General features: G+C 64.8%; 15 protein-coding genes. 4 read left to right on the forward strand and 11 right to left on the reverse strand.

Annotated elements, in window-relative coordinates; translation table 11 throughout:
* Positions 1–41 precede the first annotated feature (41 nt).
* Complete coding sequence (locus tag ACFFDA_RS09545) at positions 42–1,028, forward strand: DUF4432 family protein (RefSeq protein WP_404478454.1); 987 nt, start codon at positions 42–44, stop codon at positions 1,026–1,028.
* Positions 1,029–1,043: 15 nt separating this feature from the next.
* Here ACFFDA_RS09545 and ACFFDA_RS09550 read toward each other — a convergent pair whose 3' ends face one another.
* From ACFFDA_RS09550 to ACFFDA_RS09590, 9 genes are all read right to left on the reverse strand, one after another.
* Positions 1,044–2,240, reverse strand: coding sequence for a DUF1080 domain-containing protein (locus tag ACFFDA_RS09550; RefSeq protein ID WP_404478455.1), 1,197 nt, complete (start codon positions 2,238–2,240; stop codon positions 1,044–1,046).
* A gap of 24 nt (positions 2,241–2,264) precedes the next feature.
* Positions 2,265–3,317: a sugar phosphate isomerase/epimerase family protein gene (locus ACFFDA_RS09555; protein ID WP_404478456.1), complete on the reverse strand. Its 1,053-nt coding sequence runs from the start codon at positions 3,315–3,317 to the stop codon at positions 2,265–2,267.
* Positions 3,318–3,331: 14 nt separating this feature from the next.
* Positions 3,332–4,459, reverse strand: a complete 1,128-nt coding sequence (locus ACFFDA_RS09560) for a Gfo/Idh/MocA family protein (RefSeq protein WP_404478457.1) — start codon at positions 4,457–4,459, stop codon at positions 3,332–3,334.
* 44 nt (positions 4,460–4,503) lie between these two features.
* Positions 4,504–4,791 (reverse strand): Dabb family protein, encoded by a 288-nt coding sequence (locus ACFFDA_RS09565; RefSeq protein ID WP_404478458.1) that lies wholly within the window; start codon positions 4,789–4,791, stop codon positions 4,504–4,506.
* An 8-nt stretch (positions 4,792–4,799) separates the two neighbouring features.
* Positions 4,800–5,921 (reverse strand): ThuA domain-containing protein, encoded by a 1,122-nt coding sequence (locus tag ACFFDA_RS09570; protein WP_404478459.1) that lies wholly within the window; start codon positions 5,919–5,921, stop codon positions 4,800–4,802.
* A gap of 249 nt (positions 5,922–6,170) precedes the next feature.
* A complete protein-coding gene (locus ACFFDA_RS09575) occupies positions 6,171–9,524 on the reverse strand; it encodes a glycosyl hydrolase (RefSeq protein ID WP_404478460.1) in 3,354 nt (1,117 codons plus the stop codon).
* A gap of 48 nt (positions 9,525–9,572) precedes the next feature.
* Complete coding sequence (locus tag ACFFDA_RS09580; RefSeq protein WP_404478461.1) at positions 9,573–11,651, reverse strand: hypothetical protein; 2,079 nt, start codon at positions 11,649–11,651, stop codon at positions 9,573–9,575.
* A 307-nt stretch (positions 11,652–11,958) separates the two neighbouring features.
* On the reverse strand, positions 11,959–12,465 hold the full coding sequence (locus tag ACFFDA_RS09585; protein ID WP_404478462.1) for a cupin domain-containing protein: 507 nt from the start codon (positions 12,463–12,465) through the stop codon (positions 11,959–11,961).
* 4 nt (positions 12,466–12,469) lie between these two features.
* Entirely contained in the window at positions 12,470–13,831 is a 1,362-nt protein-coding gene (locus ACFFDA_RS09590) for a glycoside hydrolase family 1 protein (RefSeq protein ID WP_404478777.1), read from the reverse strand.
* A 443-nt stretch (positions 13,832–14,274) separates the two neighbouring features.
* On the opposite strand from ACFFDA_RS09590, the gene fdhA reads away from it, so the two are divergent.
* Positions 14,275–15,465: a formaldehyde dehydrogenase, glutathione-independent gene (fdhA, locus tag ACFFDA_RS09595; RefSeq protein ID WP_404478463.1), complete on the forward strand. Its 1,191-nt coding sequence runs from the start codon at positions 14,275–14,277 to the stop codon at positions 15,463–15,465.
* A gap of 73 nt (positions 15,466–15,538) precedes the next feature.
* On the opposite strand, the gene ACFFDA_RS09600 is transcribed toward fdhA, so the two are convergent.
* Positions 15,539–16,327, reverse strand: a complete 789-nt coding sequence (locus tag ACFFDA_RS09600; protein WP_404478464.1) for a DODA-type extradiol aromatic ring-opening family dioxygenase — start codon at positions 16,325–16,327, stop codon at positions 15,539–15,541.
* 12 nt (positions 16,328–16,339) lie between these two features.
* On the reverse strand, positions 16,340–16,747 hold the full coding sequence (locus tag ACFFDA_RS09605) for a DoxX family protein (RefSeq protein ID WP_404478465.1): 408 nt from the start codon (positions 16,745–16,747) through the stop codon (positions 16,340–16,342).
* 95 nt (positions 16,748–16,842) lie between these two features.
* On the opposite strand from ACFFDA_RS09605, the gene ACFFDA_RS09610 reads away from it, so the two are divergent.
* A complete protein-coding gene (locus tag ACFFDA_RS09610; protein ID WP_404478467.1) occupies positions 16,843–17,739 on the forward strand; it encodes a LysR family transcriptional regulator in 897 nt (298 codons plus the stop codon).
* Positions 17,740–17,873: 134 nt separating this feature from the next.
* Positions 17,874–18,845, forward strand: coding sequence for an alpha/beta fold hydrolase (locus tag ACFFDA_RS09615; protein WP_404478468.1), 972 nt, complete (start codon positions 17,874–17,876; stop codon positions 18,843–18,845).
* Positions 18,846–18,849 lie beyond the last annotated feature (4 nt).

Genomic DNA, 18,849 nt, shown 5'->3' on the forward strand with positions numbered 1-18,849 from the left:
CCCGCAGCACAGCTGCAGCATTCCAGTGCGCGAGGTTTCCCTTGAACGATTACGGCAGAGCCTGGCTGGCGCGACACGGACGGCATGGCGGAGCCGGGCACGGCGCAACATTGCTGCAAGGGCTGGACGGTGCCGCGCGGGGCACGCGGGTGCTGGACCTGGTGGCGGGGCCCGACCTGAGTGTGCGGATCGCGGTGGACCGTGGGTTCGAAATCTCCGAGATCACGAGCCGGGGCGTGGCGGTTGGCTGGGCATCGCCCGGGCACCTGCGCTCGCCCGCGCTGCACGAACATGCCGAGGACGATCAGTGCGGGTTCCTGCGCTCGTTCTCGGGCGCGCTGGCGACGTGCGGGCTGGATCATTTCGGCAAGACCAGCCGGGAAAGCGCGGCGGGTTTCGGTTATCCGGTACGGCCCGAGGTGGTGCATCCGATGCACGGGCGGGCAGCATTCCTGCCGGCCACGCTGCGCGGGTACGGGATTGCCGAGACGGCCGCCGGACGCGTGGTATGGGCAGAAGGCGAACAGGTCCAGCACATGGTGTTCGGTGAGCACCTGGCGCTGATCCGGCGGATCGAGCTGCCGTTGTTCGGCAGCGCCTTGCGGGTGGCGGACCGGGTGGAAAATCGCGGCAGCCGGCCGACGCCGCACGGCTTGCTGTATCACTGGAATTTCGGCTGGCCGCTGCTGGCCGAGGGGACTCGGATCGCCATTCCGGGCGCCACGCCGATGACGGCCAGCGGGCCGGTTGATGGGTATGGGGAACAGGTCCAGTCGTATGACCCTGCCGCCGGGATGGATGGCGGTGTGGCGGTGACCGTGCGCAATCCTGAGCTGGGGCTGGCGGCGGTGCTGCGCTATCGGGCGGAACAGCTGCCGGTGCTGTACAAATGGCAGGCGTTCGAGCCCGGCATCTATGCACTGGGGATCGAGCCGGCCACCCAGCATGCCGATCTGCCGATGGCGATGCTGGGGGCCGGTGAGGTGCGCGGGTACGACCAGTCGCTGACGCTCGACTGGTCGGTCTGAGGTTCGCCCTGCGGGCTATTTGGCCACGCGGATTTCGGGCAAGCGTTTGATCGGTTCGATCGTGACGTTGCGGAAGAAGGTTTCCGCTCCTTCGCTTTGCAGCTGGATCTTGCCGCGGTCGAGCACGGCCCCTTCGGGGTTCGACCGGATACCGTGTACCGCCATGACCGGCGTGCCATTGACCACGTGCACCGCGCTATCGCCGACGACGTAGAGATCGATGCTGTTCCAGGTGCCGATGGCGCTTTCAGGATCACCGGCCTGCTGGACGAACTCGAACCCGGCAAGGCCGATGTTCACATCGCGGCCATTGAACATGTAGTGGCGTTTGGTCTGGCTGGGCAGGGACATGTCACGGCCCACCGAGGTGCGGAAGTTCACGCCCAGGCCGGCCGGGTTGAGCCCGCCGACCTGACCGGGGACCATTTCGAGTTCGACCGAATTCATCCACGTGTCCGTTAGGGCGCCGAACGGGCCGTACGAGTGGTAAAGCACACCGTTATTGCGGGGCTTGGGATTATCCGCCGGGGTGCGCTTTTCGCCCCATTTATACTCCAGGTGGAGGTGGTAATTCGCGAATTCGCGCTTGGTGGTCAGGGTGCCCCAGATGCTGCCATCGGCGCGGATCACCGGCCCGCCATCGAGCGAGCGGACCGTGAAGATGCCGTAGGTGTCCTTGTTTAGCCCGATCGGCCGTTGCGCCGCGACGCCGGCGGTGATCACGTTCTGCTGCTTGGGACCCAGCCAGACGTCCCAGCCAACGAGGTCGCGCCGGTTGAACAGCGCGGTGCGCGGACCAGTGGGCTTGGGCACCTTGGCCAGCACCAGCTTTTGCGGTTTGAACGCGGGGTCACCCAGCGGGCCGCTGAGATCGGGCGGCGGAGCGGCGAACTTGCCGAGTTCGGCGTTGAGTTCCTTCATTGCGGCGTCGGTGAGGTTGGGAAAGAAGTGTTGAACGAACCGGATCGACACCATCGGATTGGCGCGCACCAGTTTATCCGCGACGAGTTCCGGGCTGTAGCGCGCCACTACGGCAGTGGCTTCGGGCGAACGGAAGATATCGCCGGTGGGGGTATCGATAGACATTGTCGGCGAGGGGGCAGGTGCCTCGGGGGCAGGTTCGGCGGGGGCAGGAGCGGTGGGGGCCGCCTCGCCATGGGCGGTCGCCACCAGCGACGATGCGAGAATGGTTCCGGCGGCAAGCGCCTTCAAAGCGGTACGCATGGAGAATTCCTCTTAAAGACCGAGCATGGCGCGGTTAGCGGCATGATCGGTGCCGCTGTCGGCAAAATCATCGAAGCTGGTTTCGGTGACGCGGATGATGTGATCGCGAATGAAGGGCGCGCCTTCGCGCGCACCGTCCTCGGGGTGCTTCAGCGCGCACTCCCATTCGAGCACGGCCCAACCGGCGAAATCATAGGCGGCAAGCTTCGCGAAGATCGCTTTGAAATCGATCTGCCCATCGCCCAGCGAGCGGAACCGGCCGGGTCGATCGATCCAGCCCTGATAGCCGCCGTAAACGCCCGAGCGGCCGCTGGGCCGGAACTCGGCATCCTTGACGTGGAACGCCTTGATCCGCTCATGATAGAGATCGATGAAGGCCAAATAATCCATCTGCTGCAGGACCATGTGGCTGGGATCATAGAGGATATTGGCGCGCGCATGACCGCCCACCGCTTCGAGGAAGCATTCGAAAGTGGCGCCGTCGTGGAGATCTTCGCCGGGATGGATTTCGTAGGCCAGATCGATCCCCGCAGCATCGTAGGCGTTGAGGATCGGGGTCCAGCGGCGGGCAAGTTCGGTAAAGGCTTCCTCGACCAGACCGGCCGGCCGCTGCGGCCAAGGATAGAAGTAGGGCCAGGCGAGCGCACCGGAGAACGTGACCGCTGTCGCGAGACCGAGATTTGCGGAAGCCTTGGCCGCGAGGGTCACCTGCTCCACCGCCCAAGCCTGCCGCGCGGCCGGGTTGCCGCGCACTTCGGGGACGGCGAAACCATCGAACGGTAGGTCGTAGGCCGGATGGACGGCGACCAGCTGGCCTTGCAGGTGGGTGGACAGTTCGGTCGGGACGAGGCCGTGGCGATCGAGCACGGCGCGGATATCATCGCAATAGGCCTGGCTGCCTGCGGCCTTGGCGAGATCGAACATGCGGCCGTCCCAGGTGGGGATCTGCACGCCTTTGAAGCCGAGGCCGGCCGCCCAGCCGGCGATGGCATCAAGCGAGCTGAATGGCGCGGCATCGCCTGCGAACTGGGCGAGAAAGATGGCGGGGCCCTTGATCGTTTTCATCGCGAGGTTCCTTATCAGAGCGCCAGGTCGGTCCATCCGCCGCCCGCGGCGTTGCTGGTGACCGCAGTCGAGATGAAGCCCATGGCGCGCAGGCCTTCGGCGGCATCGGGGAGGAGCGGGGCGGTGGTCTCGCCGGCCAGCAGCGCGGCGAAATCGGCATAGAGGTTGGCGAAGGCTTCGAGGTAACCTTCGGGGTGGCCGGTGGGCACCCGGGTGACGGCGAGCGCATCGGCGCCGAGCAGGCCGCTGGCGGCATGGCGGACTTCGGTTCGGCCATCGATGGTGTCGATGGTGAGGGTGTTGGGGTTTTCCTGCTGCCAGTGGACGGCGCCGGTTTCACCGTAAACCCGCAGGCGCAGGCCGTTGCGTTCACCCACGGAGATCTGGGAGGCGATGAGCACGCCGGGCGCGCCGTTGGCGAAACGCAGCAGGACGTTGCAATCATCGTCGAGGCGGCGACCAGTCACCATGCTGTTGAGATCGGCGCAAATGCGGGTGACGCGCTGGCCGGTGACGAATTCGGCGAGATTGAAGGCGTGGACCCCGATATCGCCGATGCAGCCGCCCAAGCCGGACTGGGCCGGGTCAGCGCGCCATTCGGCCTGTTTGTTGCCCGCGCGTTCGAGCGGTTCGGCCAGCCAGCCTTGCGCGTATTCGACCACGACCTTGCGGATCGCGCCGAGCGCTCCGCTGGCGATCAACTGGCGCATTTCGCGCACCAGCGGATAGCCGGTGTAGGTGTAGGTAAGGCGGTAGGTGACACCAGTTGCCTGCACCAGAGCGGCGAGTTCCCGCGCTTCGTCCAAGGTTGCGGTCATCGGTTTGTCCGACATGACCGGGAAGCTGGCGGCCAGCGCAGCGGCGGTGGCTGGCAAGTGGAGGTGGTTGGGGGTTACGACCGCGACGAAATCGATCGGATCATCGCGCAACCGTTCTGCCGCGAACATTTCCTGATATGAGTCATAGGCGCGGGCCGGATCAATCCGGTACGATTCCCCCGCCGCGCGGCTGCGGGCCGGATCGCTGCTGAAGGCACCGGCCACGAGTTCGATCCGGCGGTCCATTTCCGCGGCAAGGCGGTGGACCCCGCCGATAAAAGAGCCCGGCCCGCCGCCGATCATGCCCATGCGCAAACGCCGCATCAATCATCCCTCCAGTGCATTCCCGCGCTTGGGCGCGGCGTTATTCAAGCGTGGAAATCAACCTCGACCGCCTCGATCAGCGGGACCAGGAACTTGAGCAGTTCCTGGTGGGCCGGGTGATCGGCGTAGTTCGCGTATGTTGCGGCATCGGCAAAGCGCATCACCCCACCCAGCCCATAACCCCGGGCATTGGGCGAGACGTTGCGGCCAACCTCAACCGAATCGATGCCGGGAATGGCGTCCTTCAGCGCATAGATTTCCGCAATCGCGCGGTCGATCTGCGCTTCGGTAACGCCGGGCAGCCATTTGAACAGGAATACATGCACGAACATGGGGCAGATCAATCCTTGATGAGTTCGCCGCCGTTGCGGCAGGTGTGCGAGGTGAGGCCGGCCGCCCACGCTATGCCCTGATCAAGCAGCTTGCGGCTGTTCGGTTCGCTGTACGCTTCCGGCATATGGCCTATGGCGGTGTAGAATGAGCGACCGTTAGCGATGCAGCGGGTCCACGAGATGGGGTGATCGCCCATTGCGATGGAGGCGCCGTTCATGCCGATCGGCTGGTATGTGCTTTCATCCAGAGTGGCGAGGACGCGCGCGCCGCCAGCGCGGGGGCTGCGTTCGAACGAATACCATTCCTCCGACATCTGCCAGTTGGACGGGAGGCCGCGCACGGCGGGGTGATTGCCGGGTTCGACGCGGACGGTGGCGTTCTGGTAATGCGGCGTGTTGGGGTGCCCCGCGAAGCGGGCACCGACGAGTGTATCGGCATACCAGTCCCAGAACCATACCGGATCGCCGCCGGCACCGTGGATGCCAACGTACCCGCCGCCCTGTTCGATCCACCGGCGGAACGCCGCGCGCTGGGTGAGGGTGAGGGCATCGCCGCTGATGTTGTTCCAGACGACCGCGCGGAATCGCTTCAGATCGCGCGGATTGAACACGGCAGGCTTGTCGCTGAACACCAGCGTCCAGCCGTGAGACTTTGCGATCTCGGTGAGCGCGGTATGCGCGGCGTCGAACGAGGGACGATCAAGGAAGCCGTTGACCTTTTCGAACACGAGGATCGCGGGCTGATCAATTTTAGCCGGAAGATTGGCGGGCGTAACGTCATAGCGAGCGCACCGCGCGAGGCTGACGGCGCGGGTGACCGGGAGGACGGCGAGCCTGCGGTTGAGGCGCTTGGTGATTGCCGCTTCATCGGGATTGCCGCGCAGCAGCCAGCCCACATCAAGGATGTTGCCAAAGCCAGGCGGAAAATCGCCGCCGCCGAAATTGCGGGTGACGTCGGAGATGAGATTGGGCGCTTCTTGGTCCAGCACCGCGCGAGCGGCAGGGCTTGCCAGCAGATCGGACAGCGGCAGATGGGTGGAAAAGGGCACCTTCGCCATCGCGCAATCGAGCGCCGGGGCAGCAAACGGGCGAGCCGAGGCTGCGGCGGGGGACATGGCGAACAAGGGCACCGCAAGGCTGGCTGCAAGCCAACCTGAAAGCTTGATTTTGAAAGATCGCTTCACAGGCTTAATCCTTTTGATCCAGCCGCCGACGGTGAGAGGCTGAATGGCCGAAAAAAAGCCGCATCGAGGCTGTTTGCCAGCGTGCAAGCACTAACAGGGCGAGGCGGCATTGCAACAAAAATGGTATTATATGACTAATGTGTTGGCACGAGTCGATCGCCGGGATCGGAGGTGGGTGCCGATCCCGGGGGAGCGCTATTTTGCGGGCGGCGCGATCAGTGTGACTGGTCCAACCAGCCCTGAAACAGGCAAGGGAGCATCGGCCCGGTAGGTCGGCAAGGTCGTGAAGGTGATCTTCGCCGCGCCGGGCTGGGCATCGCCGATCAGGCGGTTGACCCAGAGGTTGGCCACGCGCACCTCAAGCTGGTTCTTCCCCGGGCGGACGGCGCTGCCGATGTCGAGGCGGTACGGTGCTTTCCACGCGGTGCCGACCAGCTTGCCGTTGACACTGACTTCGGCGACTACGCCCACTTTGCCCAGATCCAGCCACAACGGAGCACCGCGGCGGACGCCCTTTGGCGAGGTAAAGGTGGTGCGGTAGGTGGCTGTCCCCGAAAAATAGCGCACGCCCGCATCGGCATTTTCGTTCAGTGGGGTGAGTGTCGGCAGGTGAATGCTGGCCGGCGCGCCGCGATCCGGTTGAAACGCAACGTCCCATCCGCCCGAGAGCGTGCCAACGGTTTGCAGGGCTGGCTTGGTGACGGTGCCAGCTGCGGCCGTGGCTGGCTGGCGAAACACCACAAAGAAGGCATCGTGGGGCAACATGGGCAGCGGGACCACGGTGACGCCATCTTCAACCCGGTACGAAACCGCCTCGGTCTGGCCGGTATCGGCGCGCCAGATTTCCGGTACACGGCCCGTGATGCGGAAGCGTGCTTCCAGGTTCAGCGCGCGATCTTCCCGGTTCGTCAGGTAATAGGCATCGCCGCCTGGCAGCTTGCGATGCACGAACAGGACATTGGCGTTCTGATCCGGCCCGGCATAGGCGAAGTCGGGCCGGATCCCGAGCGCGCTCAGCGCGCTGGCGGCGTCGCGGGTGGCGACGACGCGGCCCTTGCCGACCGCCGTGGTGGCGCTGCCAGCGGGCCATAGCCGGCTGACCAGCGCGGCATATCGGGCGGGGTCACCCTGCAGGCCCGGCGAGGCGACAGGCGCTTCGCCGACGATGGTGGCCCCGGCGTCAGCCAGCGCGGCGATGCGCTGGAGCGCGGGCAGGGTCATCTTGCTGCTGCTGCCGCCAAGATAGAGCAGGCGGTAGCGGGCACCGCTTTCCGTCACCAGATCGCCGTCGTCCACCTTGAGCAGGTCGAGCAGGGCCGGCGCATTGATGAAGTCGTATGCGTGGCCGCGCGGCACATCGGACATCGGGCTGGACTTGTAGAGGCCGGTCAGCGGCGCTTCCTCGCCGTAGAAATAGGCGATATCGGCACTGTCGCGGCCTTGCTGGAGCATGAAGGCCGTGCGGGCGAGGTAATCGACCCACGGCTTGGCCATTGGTGCCCAGGTATCGAGCCGGTTGAAATACTGGCCGAAGAACGAGAGCGAGAAGCCGGGCACCTTGCTGTCAAGCGGCTGGTGGACCGAGGTGTGGATGACCGGGCGGTTCACGCCCATCGCGAACGCCAGATCGATCATCGGCTTGAGATCGCCCGGACCGTAAGCCCAGGGATGGAACGAGGACGTCAGCGATTCCGCCGCGACCAAATTCTGGCCGTAGAGGTGCGCGATCGAGGCCGCACCCTTCATATCGGCCAGCACCACGGTTCGCGGGCCGCGGGCCGGATTAAACGACCAGACCGCCGCCATCGGGATATCGGTGTGCTGGCGCATGGCCATATCGTCACCGAGCGATGGCCGGCCGCCTTCCAGCGCCTCGCCGTAGACCTTGAGGCCGTGTTCGTGCGCGACCTTGGCAACGGTGCCGTAGTGTTCGCTGGACGTCAGCTCGCTGAGGGTACGGCGGAAATCATACAGGAACGCGTCGCTCTGGCGCTGCGAGCCGACGATCACGCCCGACAGCGTGGGCAGCCACGGCAGCGGATCGTAGCCGCGCAGGCGGCGGAACTGGGCGAGAATCTGCGGCGTCCAGTTGGAGGGCCCGACCTCGGTACTGTCGGTCAGCACGGCCTGTAGCCCGCGCGCGCCGATCAGATCGGCACCGGTCGCGACAGTGTACATGCCCAGGTAGTGTTCCATGTAGCGCCGCGCGGCAGCAGCATCGTACTTGTCGATTTCGAGCCCGGTCCCTTCCTCGACTGCGGGATGGTTGATCCGGCCGATCAAGCTCCACCCCATGCGCAGCACCCGCCAGCGGCCGGGGGGCGGGGTCCAGTCGAGCTGGCCGTCGGGGCCGAGCCGCGCGGTGAGATCGATTACCGCAGCGGGGTCGATGCCGGGGGTCTCGCCCCCGGACTTGCGCTCAAGCGTGTAGTAATCATCGACCATGGCAAAACCGGCCTTGGCCTCGAACTCGTTGATCCGGGTGTCGGCGGTCAGCCTGAGCAGGCCGACATCGACCGTCCTGCGCGGCTTGGGATCGAACGATATGGTGACGGCGCCGGGCAGAGCCTCGCGGTTATCCGGCGTGGAGAGACTCGTGCGCGTCAGCACCAGCCGGAAATACCGCGCAGTGACCGGCGCGAAGCTGATGGTGGTGGGAACGGGGCGGACCTCGATCTCGGCAATGGGCCGCCAGGTCTGGCCATTGTCGCTGGCCTCGAGCCGGGGAACCAGGCCTGGCCCGGCACCGGTGATCAGCATGCTGGCCGAGCGGACGGTTTGCGGCCTGGCATAATCCAGCAGGATCGTGCCCGGCTGTTCGGCGGTGCCATAGGGCACTTTGGCAACCGAGGTGATATCGGCGTCGACCAGTGCGGCGGGCGCGATGGCGGTGCCATCGGCGGTGCGGGCTGTGAATGAGGCCAGCGGCGCTTCGTCCTGCACGCGGTACGCGACGACGGCAGTATCGCTGTAGATGTTGGGCGGAGTCTTGCCCGAGCCGCGCATCATGCCCAATCCGTCGTCCTGCTTGGGCAAGTTCTGGAACGGCCCGGTGATGGCCGGCGGGGTATTGAGCTTGCCCTTGAAGCGCTTGCCCCCGATCAGGTCAGTCTCGCTCCACGCGTATTTTTTCATCGCGTCCTGCGGATCGACCCACGGTCCGCCGGTTTCGCTCCAGCCGGGTGAGGCGGCGATCGTCAGTTCGAGCTTGTGCTGATCGGCGAGCGCGGCGGCACGGTGGAAGGCCGTCTGCCACTCCGGCGTCATGTATGCGATGCGTTGGTCCACCACTTGCGGCGTGCCGACATGCACGTCGAAATTCTGCAATCCGCCAATGCCCATGCGTGACATCCATTCGATGTCCTTCTGGATGCCGTCCGCGGTGATGTTGCCGTTGAGCCAGTGCCACCACACGCGCGGGCGCGCCGACTGCGGCGGATCGCGGAACCCATCGTCAAGCGGGTCGGCCATGGCCGACGTTCCCAGCATGAGCGCAGCGACCGCCGCGACGTCGGCCAGGGTTCGCTTGCTGGTGCGCAGTGCGTTCATTGATGTAGTACTCCTGGAAAATATCTGGTGCGGCGGCGGCGAAGGCGGCTATTTCTTGGCGGGCGGCCCGTCGGGCTCCGCGCTGAGAGAACCCGGTTTCCAATCGCGCGCGATGGCAAGATCAGCGGCGGCGCCTTCGGTCAGCGCGGTGAGATCGATCCAGCCGATCCGGCTGTAGAAGGCGGGCACGTACTGGGCATCACGAATGGCGGCATAGGCGCGCCAGGCGGCAAGCGCCCTGTCGAGATGCGCAAGTGCGAGCTGCCGTTCCTGCTCGGGCTCGGAAGATCCGTCGTCGAACAGCGCGAGGTGGGCCGCGGCGAGGATCTTTTCGCTGTAATACAGCCCCAGCTGCCCCATTGCCTCGTAGTCGGCCAAGGTCGAGCGCAATTCGGCATTGCCGGCGGCGGCGGCCCGCATCTTGCCGGCGAGGTGGATCGCGGTATGGGCATCGTCCGCGAGCGCGGCGGCGATATCGAGCGGGGTTTGGCCGCGCATTGGCAAGCGGCCGCGCAGGTTGGTGCGCCACTGGCGGATGCTGAGGATGCCTTCGCCGGGCATGGCCGCGCCGGCCATCACATCGGCCACGGTATAGAATGCGCTGCGGCCAAGATCGCCGCAGCCGGGGCCTTCGCCGCAGCGGATCGCCTTCTGGATATCGGCGAAACTGCGCGGTGCCTTGTCGTTGTAGGCGTTCGCCTCGGGCAGCCAGGCGATATCGATATCGTGCCAGAAAAACCGCGTGATCAAGGGGATGACCTGCGATGCCGCCGTGGAGGCGGTGAACAGATCGCCGGCGTCAACTTCGGGAAAGCGGGCGCCCAGCACGCGCTGGAAGTGCGTGTTGGTCAACGCGGGATCGTAAGAAAGCCGGCCCCAAAGCATGAAGCCGTACCACTGTTTGGCCAGCACCAGCGGGCGTTTCTGGCCCCTTGAGCCATCGAAATCGCGATCCAGAAAATCGCGCCCCCATACGTAGCCGTCCGGCCCCATGTAGAACCCAGAGAGGGTTTCGGGCGGGGGCATGTTGAGGACGTATTCGCGGGCAAAATCGGGGTCGCCCCAGTGGAACGAATAGAAATCGTCGTTACGGACCGTCAGCCAAGTTTTCGAACCCGCCATGTGCGGCAGGATAGCGTTGATGAACGTCGGCCGGGGCGACGAATACATGTGCGCGACCGAGTATTTGTAGCTGAAGGTGAAGCTGGCCGGATAGCCGGGAAACTTGCTCCAGTTCTTTTCGATCTCGCCCTTGGCGGTCATGTGGAAGCGGTGGATCAGGCGGAAATCGCGGTGGGGTTCGCGCTGGATCGCATCGCGCACGCCTTCGCCATACGTGGCCCACAGCCAGGCCTCGGGCGTGAAATCGGGGTTGTTGGGGACCATGTTTTCGCCGGCGGTGATGCCGATGCCGCGCAGCAAGGGGTAGGTCCGGATCAATTCGCGCACGCTGGCGCGCATGTAGGCGATCGTTGCGGGGTTCGACATGTTGTTGTCGATGCCGTGCTTGCCTTCGGCGCCGTAGGTGAAGACGTTCCACGCGAAGATGTAAATATCGATGCCGCGATCGTGCGCCATCTGCATGACCGTGCGCCAGAATGCGATCTTCTGATCGATGGTGATCCGCTTGACAACCTCGTGGTTGGCGAGGAACGCTGAGGGAACGTTGTTCTTTCCCATGCCGTTGAGGGCAACGGGGCCCATCGGCTGACGCGTGCGCCACACATCATCCAGCGCCACGTCGGGGTATTCGGGCACGCGGATCATCGAGGGGAACGGGTGGGAATTCCACAGCGACAGCACGTTGTAACGGTAGCGGGCCATGTGATCGAAATAGGCGGCCCAGAATTGGAGGTCCCACACTTCGGGGATGTTCGCCTGCGCGTTGGTGCCGCCATCGGACAGGCTGGGCGTGCGCAGATCGAGCGGAATGTTGAACTTGATCCCGCGCTCGGCGACATGCGGCTGGTGCAGCCGGTCATCGGCGAGCGAAAACGCGGCCGGGTTTGTGGCGATGGCGAGGTGTTCGGAAATGTCGAGACCGCCATACATCGCGCCGGCAGGATCGCTGGCAGTGACCAGCAAGCCGTTGGCGGCTCGGCTGATGCGGTAGGATTCGGGCGCCATCCCCGGGGCAACTACAAAGCGTACCGGGGGCGCGGGCAGCTGGCGGCGCGCGGCCGCGGCGGCAATTTCGCGCCGCGCGAAATCAATCGCAGCAGGGCTGCCGGACGGTCCCGGGCGTAGCGGTCTGGCCAGGGTTGGCGAAACGAACGAAGGCAATGAAACCGCCGCCGCGGCGCTGGCGGCAAATTTCAGAACCGAGCGACGGTCCCCGGTAATGGAATTGGACAACGGCTATACTCCGATATCCGCCAATCGGCGGGCAGCGCATGCTGAGACAGGCGGGGGCGGGGACGGGGGCAGGGCGCGATCAATTTTCCACCGGTTTTCTGATCTTGATGACGAAGCTGGCCGTTGGCGACGAGCCGACGACTTTCATCCAGTGGTAGGTGCCAGCCGGAATCTCGACGAAATCGCCCGGTCGCAGGCGGGTGGTGGTGGTGTCGCCGACCAGTTCGGTGCCGCGGAATTCGCCAGGCCGTCCCGGCATGGCGTAACGCCCGACCATGGTGCCGCCGGTGATCAGATCGACTTCCCCTTCGCGCACGGTAATCTCGTCGGCCCAGAGCTGGTGCTCCTCGGCCTCGCCGGTGCGGACGCGGACGACCATCTGGACGATCGAGGTGGGGCCCTTACGAATGTGGCCGACCGAGACCCCGTGCGGATCGGTGGCCGCCTTGCTGATCAGATCGTCGCGAATGGCCTTCTGCCGCGGCGCTGGGGTCAGGACCGGCGGACCGGCCTGCCCGAAGGCAGCGGTGCCGGTTATGAGGGCCAAGCCGACGAAAGTCGCGGAGGCGCGGAGGCTGAGCGCCATGATCTTATCCCTTCAACTGTGCTTGGGTCAGGCCGCCGGCGGCGGCAATGGCCCCGTAGATCCGCGCGCTGGGCTTTATCGTCCGCTTCATCGTGGTGCGATCGACCGCGACCAACCCAAATTTCGGCGTGTAGCCGAACAGCCATTCGAAATTGTCGAGCAGCGACCAGTGGACGTAGCCGAGAACCGGCACCCCGCCGGCCATGGCGCGGCCAACGGCGGCAATGGCTTCGGGAATGAAGGCTGCACGCATCGCATCGTCGGTTGTGGCGACGCCGTTTTCCGTCACCATCACCGGCAGTCCAGTGGCAGCATGGGCATAGCGGATCGTGCCCTCAATCGCAGCGGGGTAGTACTCTTCACCCATTTGCGAAACCGTCGCGCCCTTGGGTGGGGGCAGGGCCTTGGAACTGTCAATCAGGGAGCGGCTGTAGGTCTGGACACCGATGAAATCGCAGGTTTCCCTGGCCGCCTGCAGCCATTCGCCATAGACTTCACGCCGCTTGGCATCGCGGCGGCTGTTCTTGCCGATCGGCTGATCGTCCGAGATGGCCAGCGACACCCCGACCGGGAGCGAAGGGTTGGCAGACTTGATCGCCGCGACCGCGGCCTTGTGGCCCGCGATCATCGGGGCCAGCATGGCGTCGGCATTGCCGCAGTTGGCGGCCGAGAAACGATCGGAGCCGCACTGGCGCGCGGCTTCCTTGAGCATTGCCGCCTGCATTTCCTTCATGCTCGGCGGAAACGGCAGCGGCAGCCAGTCAAGCATGCGCAGCAGGTTGGGCTCGTTCAACGTGGTGGCGTAGCCGATGTCCGCCGCGAGGTAACGGGCGGCCTTGTCGCAGAAGCGGGTGAATTTGGCAGGGGCTGTGGCAACTTCCCAGCCGCCCTGCGCGGCGAACCAGCGCGGAGCGGTGAAGTGGTTGAAGGTGACCAGTGGGACAAGCCCGCGATCGCGGCAGCCAGCTATGACTCGCTTGTAATGATCGAGCATGACGGCAGAAAACTCACCCTCGGCCGGTTCGATCCGCGCCCATTCGAGCGAGAAGCGATAGGTGTTGAGGCCGAGCGAGCGGACAATATCGAGATCTTCTTCCCACCGTTGCAGGCTGGCGCAGCCATCGCCCGACGATTCCTGAAAGAGCGACGGCTTGACGTGTTCAAGCAGCCAGATGTCGGAATTCACGTTCTGCCCTTCGACCTGATGGCCGGCGGTGGCGGCGCCCCATAGGAACGAGGCAGGGAACGGACCCTTGCCAGTGGCCGCCTTTCCGGCGGCAGCCTGGACGGTCGACGCGGCGACCGCGTTGGCGGCGAGCGCGGAAGCGGCGCCGGCCGCGAGAACGTTTCGGCGGGACCAATTCAGCAAATCCGTCTCCCATTGCTGCGTGGAGCCGTCCGCGAACAAGGTTCGGTCGGCGCACTGCATGCATCCTGTGGCGCTTTGGCAACCGCCGCTTTCGTGACTGAAGCGGCTGGCGATCAAGTGGTTTCGCGATGTTTGTCAGCCCTCATGCGGTTGTCCAATCGATTTGGTCGGGAGATCACTATTCAGAAATCAAATCTCGAAATTGCAATTCCCGAGAACCATGGATTTCAGCCATTTCGAGCAAATGAAAGCGGATCTCAACCGCAATAATTCCGCTGTGCGGACTATGCAGCGCATTTTTTTGTTGGTCCTCTTGCATCGTGATGGCAGCGCTGCTCAACTGGACGTGCGGCGCAGGGCCGCGTGCGCTGCCGCAAGTCCGGCAATGGACACGGCTAGCCTGACAACGGGCAGTTCAAGCAAGACAATGGGAGAGCGTGATGAGCAGCAACAGAGGCGTGGTGTATCTGGGGCCCGGCAAGGTCGAAGTGCAGAATATTGCCGATGCAAAGCTGGCAGCCCCCGACGGGCGCCGGATCGAGCATGGCGTTATCCTGAAGGTGCTTTCGACCAACATCTGCGGTTCGGACCAGCACATGGTGCGCGGGCGGACCACCGCTCCGGCCGGGCTGGTGCTAGGCCACGAGATCACCGGTGAAGTGATCGAAAAGGGCATCGACGTCGAGATGCTGGAAATCGGCGATATCGTCTCGGTTCCGTTCAACGTGGCCTGCGGACGTTGCCGCACCTGCAAATCGCAGGACACCGGCGTGTGCCTGACGGTAAATCCGGCGCGGGCTGGCGGTGCTTACGGCTATGTCGACATGGGTGGCTGGATCGGGGGACAGGCCAAGTATGTGACCGTGCCTTATGCCGACTTCAACCTGCTGAAGCTGCCCGACCGCGACCGGGCGATGGCGAAGATTCGCGACCTGACCATGCTTTCCGATATTCTGCCCACTGGCTTTCATGGCGCGGTCCGGGCCGGCGTTGGCGTGGGTTCGGTGGTGTACGTTGCCGGCGCTGGCCCCGTTGGCCTGGCTGCGGCAGCCTCGGCCCGTATCCTTGGTGCGGCGGTCGTGATGATCGGTGATTTCAATCAGGAACGGCTGGCGCACGCCAAGAACGTCGGGTTCGAACCGGTCGACCTGTCGGCCAGCGACCGGCTGGGCGACATGATTGCCCAGATCACCGGCAGCAACGAAGTGGACGCTGCAATCGACGCAGTCGGCTTTGAGGCGATGGGCCATGCTGGCAGCGAGCAGCCGGCCATTGTGCTCAACCAGATGATGGAGATCACCCGCGCGGCCGGTTCGATCGGCATTCCCGGGCTGTACGTGACCGAAGATCCCGGCGCGGTCGACCCGGCGGCGAAGAAGGGCAGCCTGTCGCTGCGCTTCGGGCTGGGCTGGGCCAAGGCGCAATCGTTCCATACCGGGCAGACCCCGGTGCTGAAGTACAACCGCCAGTTGATGATGGCGATCCTGCACGACCGGTTGCCGATTGCCGATATCGTCAACGCCAAGGTAATCTCGCTGGAAGACGCTGCCAGCGGGTACGATACCTTCGACAAGGGTGCGGCGGAGAAGTTCGTGCTCGACCCGCACGGCGCCATCCTCAACGCCGCCTGAGCGTTGACGGCAAAAATCCCGCGCTCCGAACGTCGGAGCGCGGGATTTTTTGTGCAGCTATCAGGCTGAACGGTTAGCCGAGGCGATAGCCGCTGATCGTCTTGCCGAGCAGTTTGCCGTGGAAATCGACAGTGGCCGGTTCGCCGGAAGCCGCCCCGGCGATGACCATCAGCGGCAGCAGATGATCGGGTTCCGGATGCGAGGCGCGGGCGCCGGGGGCCTGGTCCCACTCAGCCAGCGCGGTTTCGCGGGTGGCCGGATCCAGCATGGCTTCGGTGAGCCAGCTATCGAACGCGGATGATTGCGCGTCCTGCCCGTTCATGAACGTGCTGAGGTTGTGGAAGCTGTTGCCGCTGCCAAGGATGAGCACGTTTTCAGCGCGGAGCGGGGCGAGCGCCTTGCCCACGGCGATATGGGCGGCGGGATCAAGATCGCGGCGCAGGGACAACGTCACGATCGGAATGCCGGCGGGCGGATCGATTATCATCATCGGCACGAACGTCCCGTGATCGAAGCCGCGTTGCGCATTTTCCGCAACCATGATCCCGGCGCCGCGCAGACGCTCAATCACTTCGGCCGCCAATGAGGGGTCACCGGCCGCATCGTGGCGGATGTGATAGGTGTGGGGGGGAAAGCCGTAGTAATCGTAGATCATGTCGGGCGTGGCGGTCGATCCGACCGTGACGACATCCTCATCCCAGTGCGCGGAGATCATCAGAATCGCGCGCGGGCGTTGCGGCAGGCTGTCGATCAGCCCTTCCAGATAAGTCCGCAAGCCCCGGAATGGATCGCCGGGTACTTCCATGGAGAAGCACGGCCCACCGCCGTGCGAGATGAAAATGGCAGGTTGCGTCACGGTCATTGGATCAGTTCCTTAGCGTGCCTCGAGCGGGGCGCGGGCGCGGCCCCAGAGAATGAAGATGAGCAGAACGATGAAGAAGCCGTTGATCGGCAGCATACCGCCTTCACCGCGCGACAGGTGGAAGAGGGCCGCGCAGACCTGCAGCACCAGCGAGCCGATTGCAGCAATGCGGGTCAGATCGGGCTTGATGCCGGTAATGCCGGGGAGCAGCAGGCCAAGACCGCCAGCGATATCGATGATGCCGATCAGGCGCACCACGGCTTCCGGGAAAGTGCCTGTCCACGCCATCGAAGCGCTGAGCGTTTCGATCTGCTTGAACAGCTTCATCGAACCGAACAGGATGAACGGCGCAGCGACTAGAACCTGCACGATCCAAAGACCTATATTGAGCCCGCGGGGGGCTGGCGTAGTGTTGGACATGGTTATTCCTCCATTGTTGACAGCGGTAATCTTGGGGCGAAACACTGCCGAAAAAAGCAGGATAGTTTTGGGGATGATGTTCGTATAATCTGAACATGATGGATGCCCTGACGCTTGACCAGTTTGCCACTTTCGCCGCCGTGGTGGACGAAGGTAGCTTTGCGGCGGCGGCGCGGCGGATGGGGCGGGCGCAGTCAGCCATCACCTACGCCGTGCAGAAGCTGGAAGAGCAGAGCGGCACCGCGTTGTTCGACCGATCGCAGTATCGCCCGCGGTTGACCGATGCGGGGCAGGCGTTGTTGCCGCATGCGCGCCGCATCCTTACCGACCTTGACCGGTATCGCGCCCACGCCCGCGCGATGACGGCGGGGGTGGAATCCGAAGTGCGGCTGATCCTGCCCGACTCGATGCCGCCGATGGCGCTGGTTGCGGCCTTGGCCGAATTGCGGACGCAGTACCCATCGGTGCAGTTGCGCATCACGACCGATGCTGCGGTGACCGCGCTTCGCAGCATTGATGCAGGGACTGTCGATTTGGCGGTGATGCTCAATCGCCCCGATCTGCCGGCCTGGTTCACGCGGGCGCCGTGTACGCGGGTGAAACTGATCGCCGTGACGGCGCGCGATCACCCGCTGGCTGCCGCCACGGCCCCGATCGCACCGGAAACGCTGGCAGACCATTTGCAGATCGTCGTCACCCGCCGGGCAGCGCAGGACGCGGGCGCGGACCAGGGCGTGGTTGCGGTCAACCGCTGGTACGTCACCGACTATGCTGTAAAGCGCGACCTGCTGTTGGCAGGATTGGGGTGGGGCAGCATGCCGGAGCATCTAGTCGCCGCCGATCTGGTACAGGGCCGACTTGTCAGGCTGGAGGCGTTGAGCTGGGATGGAGCGCCGGGGCCGCCAACGCTGCAATTGGTTGTCGGGATGCGCGCTAACCGTTTTCACGGCCCGGCCGCCCGGTTGCTGCTGGCCGCGCTGTCATCCGGCTGAGGCCTTTACGGCAAGCGAAATGCAATTTCGTTGGACTGAAGGGCAAACGCATCTTGCGGTGCCGGGCAGGGTGTTGCACCAAGGCCAGGTAATTGCGGTAGCCGGGTAAATGGCTGCCGGAACGGGAGATTTGCATGACTTGGTCACGCCGGATGACGATGGCCCTAGGGTTGGCGGGGGCTGCCGCGCCGGTGCTGGCGCGAACCGTACCTGCCCGCGCTTTGCGTGAAAGGTTTATACTGCCGGACGGAATTCCGACTGAAGGGCCGCCGCCGGCGATTACCGCGCCGCGATCTTCGTTCAGGCTGCCGGACGGCGGCACGCTGACGTACTGGGATACGGGCGGCGACAAACCGGTGGTTTTGCTGCTGCACGCCGCTACCGGATCCGACCGGAGCTGGGCCTATCAGGTGCCGGCGCTGGCGCGGGCCGGATACCGGGTCATTTCGTTTTCGCGGCGAGGTGCGGCCGGCTCATCGCCCGCGCCGGTTGGCCAGCCGCAGAGCGCGGAGGAAGACCTTGAACGGTTCATCGACGGGCTGGGGCTGCGCCGGTTGCATCTGGTCGGGACGGCGGCGGGTGGCATCTATGCCCTGCGCTATGCCCTGAAGCACCCAGACCGGCTGCGGAGCCTGACAATCAGTTGCAGCCTGGGCGCCTTGAGCGATCCCGAGCTGGTCACGATGACCCGCGCGCTCCTGCCGCCAAGCTTTGGCAAGCTGCCGCCGGAATTGAAGGAGCTTTCGCCGTCCTACCGTGCCGCCAATCCGGCGGGGGTGAAGCTGTGGCTGGACATCGAAGCGGCCAACCATAGCGGTGCGGAGGCGGTGACGACCAAGAGTGACGGCGCCGCGCCGGTCCCGATTGCGCCGCCGGGCCCTCCCGGCCCGCGGCTGGCGGACCTGGACCGACTGACCATGCCGGTGCATTACGTTTACGGCGATGCCGATCTTTATGCCCCACCGCCGCTGGGCCGCATTCTGGCCGGGGCAACCCGGCGCGGTGAACTTACGGTAATTGCAGAAGCGGGGCATTCCGCGCACTGGGAGCAGCCGCGGGTATTCAACCGCGAGCTATTGGCGTTTTGGGCACGGCGACGGGCCTGACGTT

This window comes from Novosphingobium sp. BL-52-GroH (assembly GCF_044813085.1).
In the GTDB taxonomy this organism is placed as follows: domain Bacteria; phylum Pseudomonadota; class Alphaproteobacteria; order Sphingomonadales; family Sphingomonadaceae; genus Novosphingobium.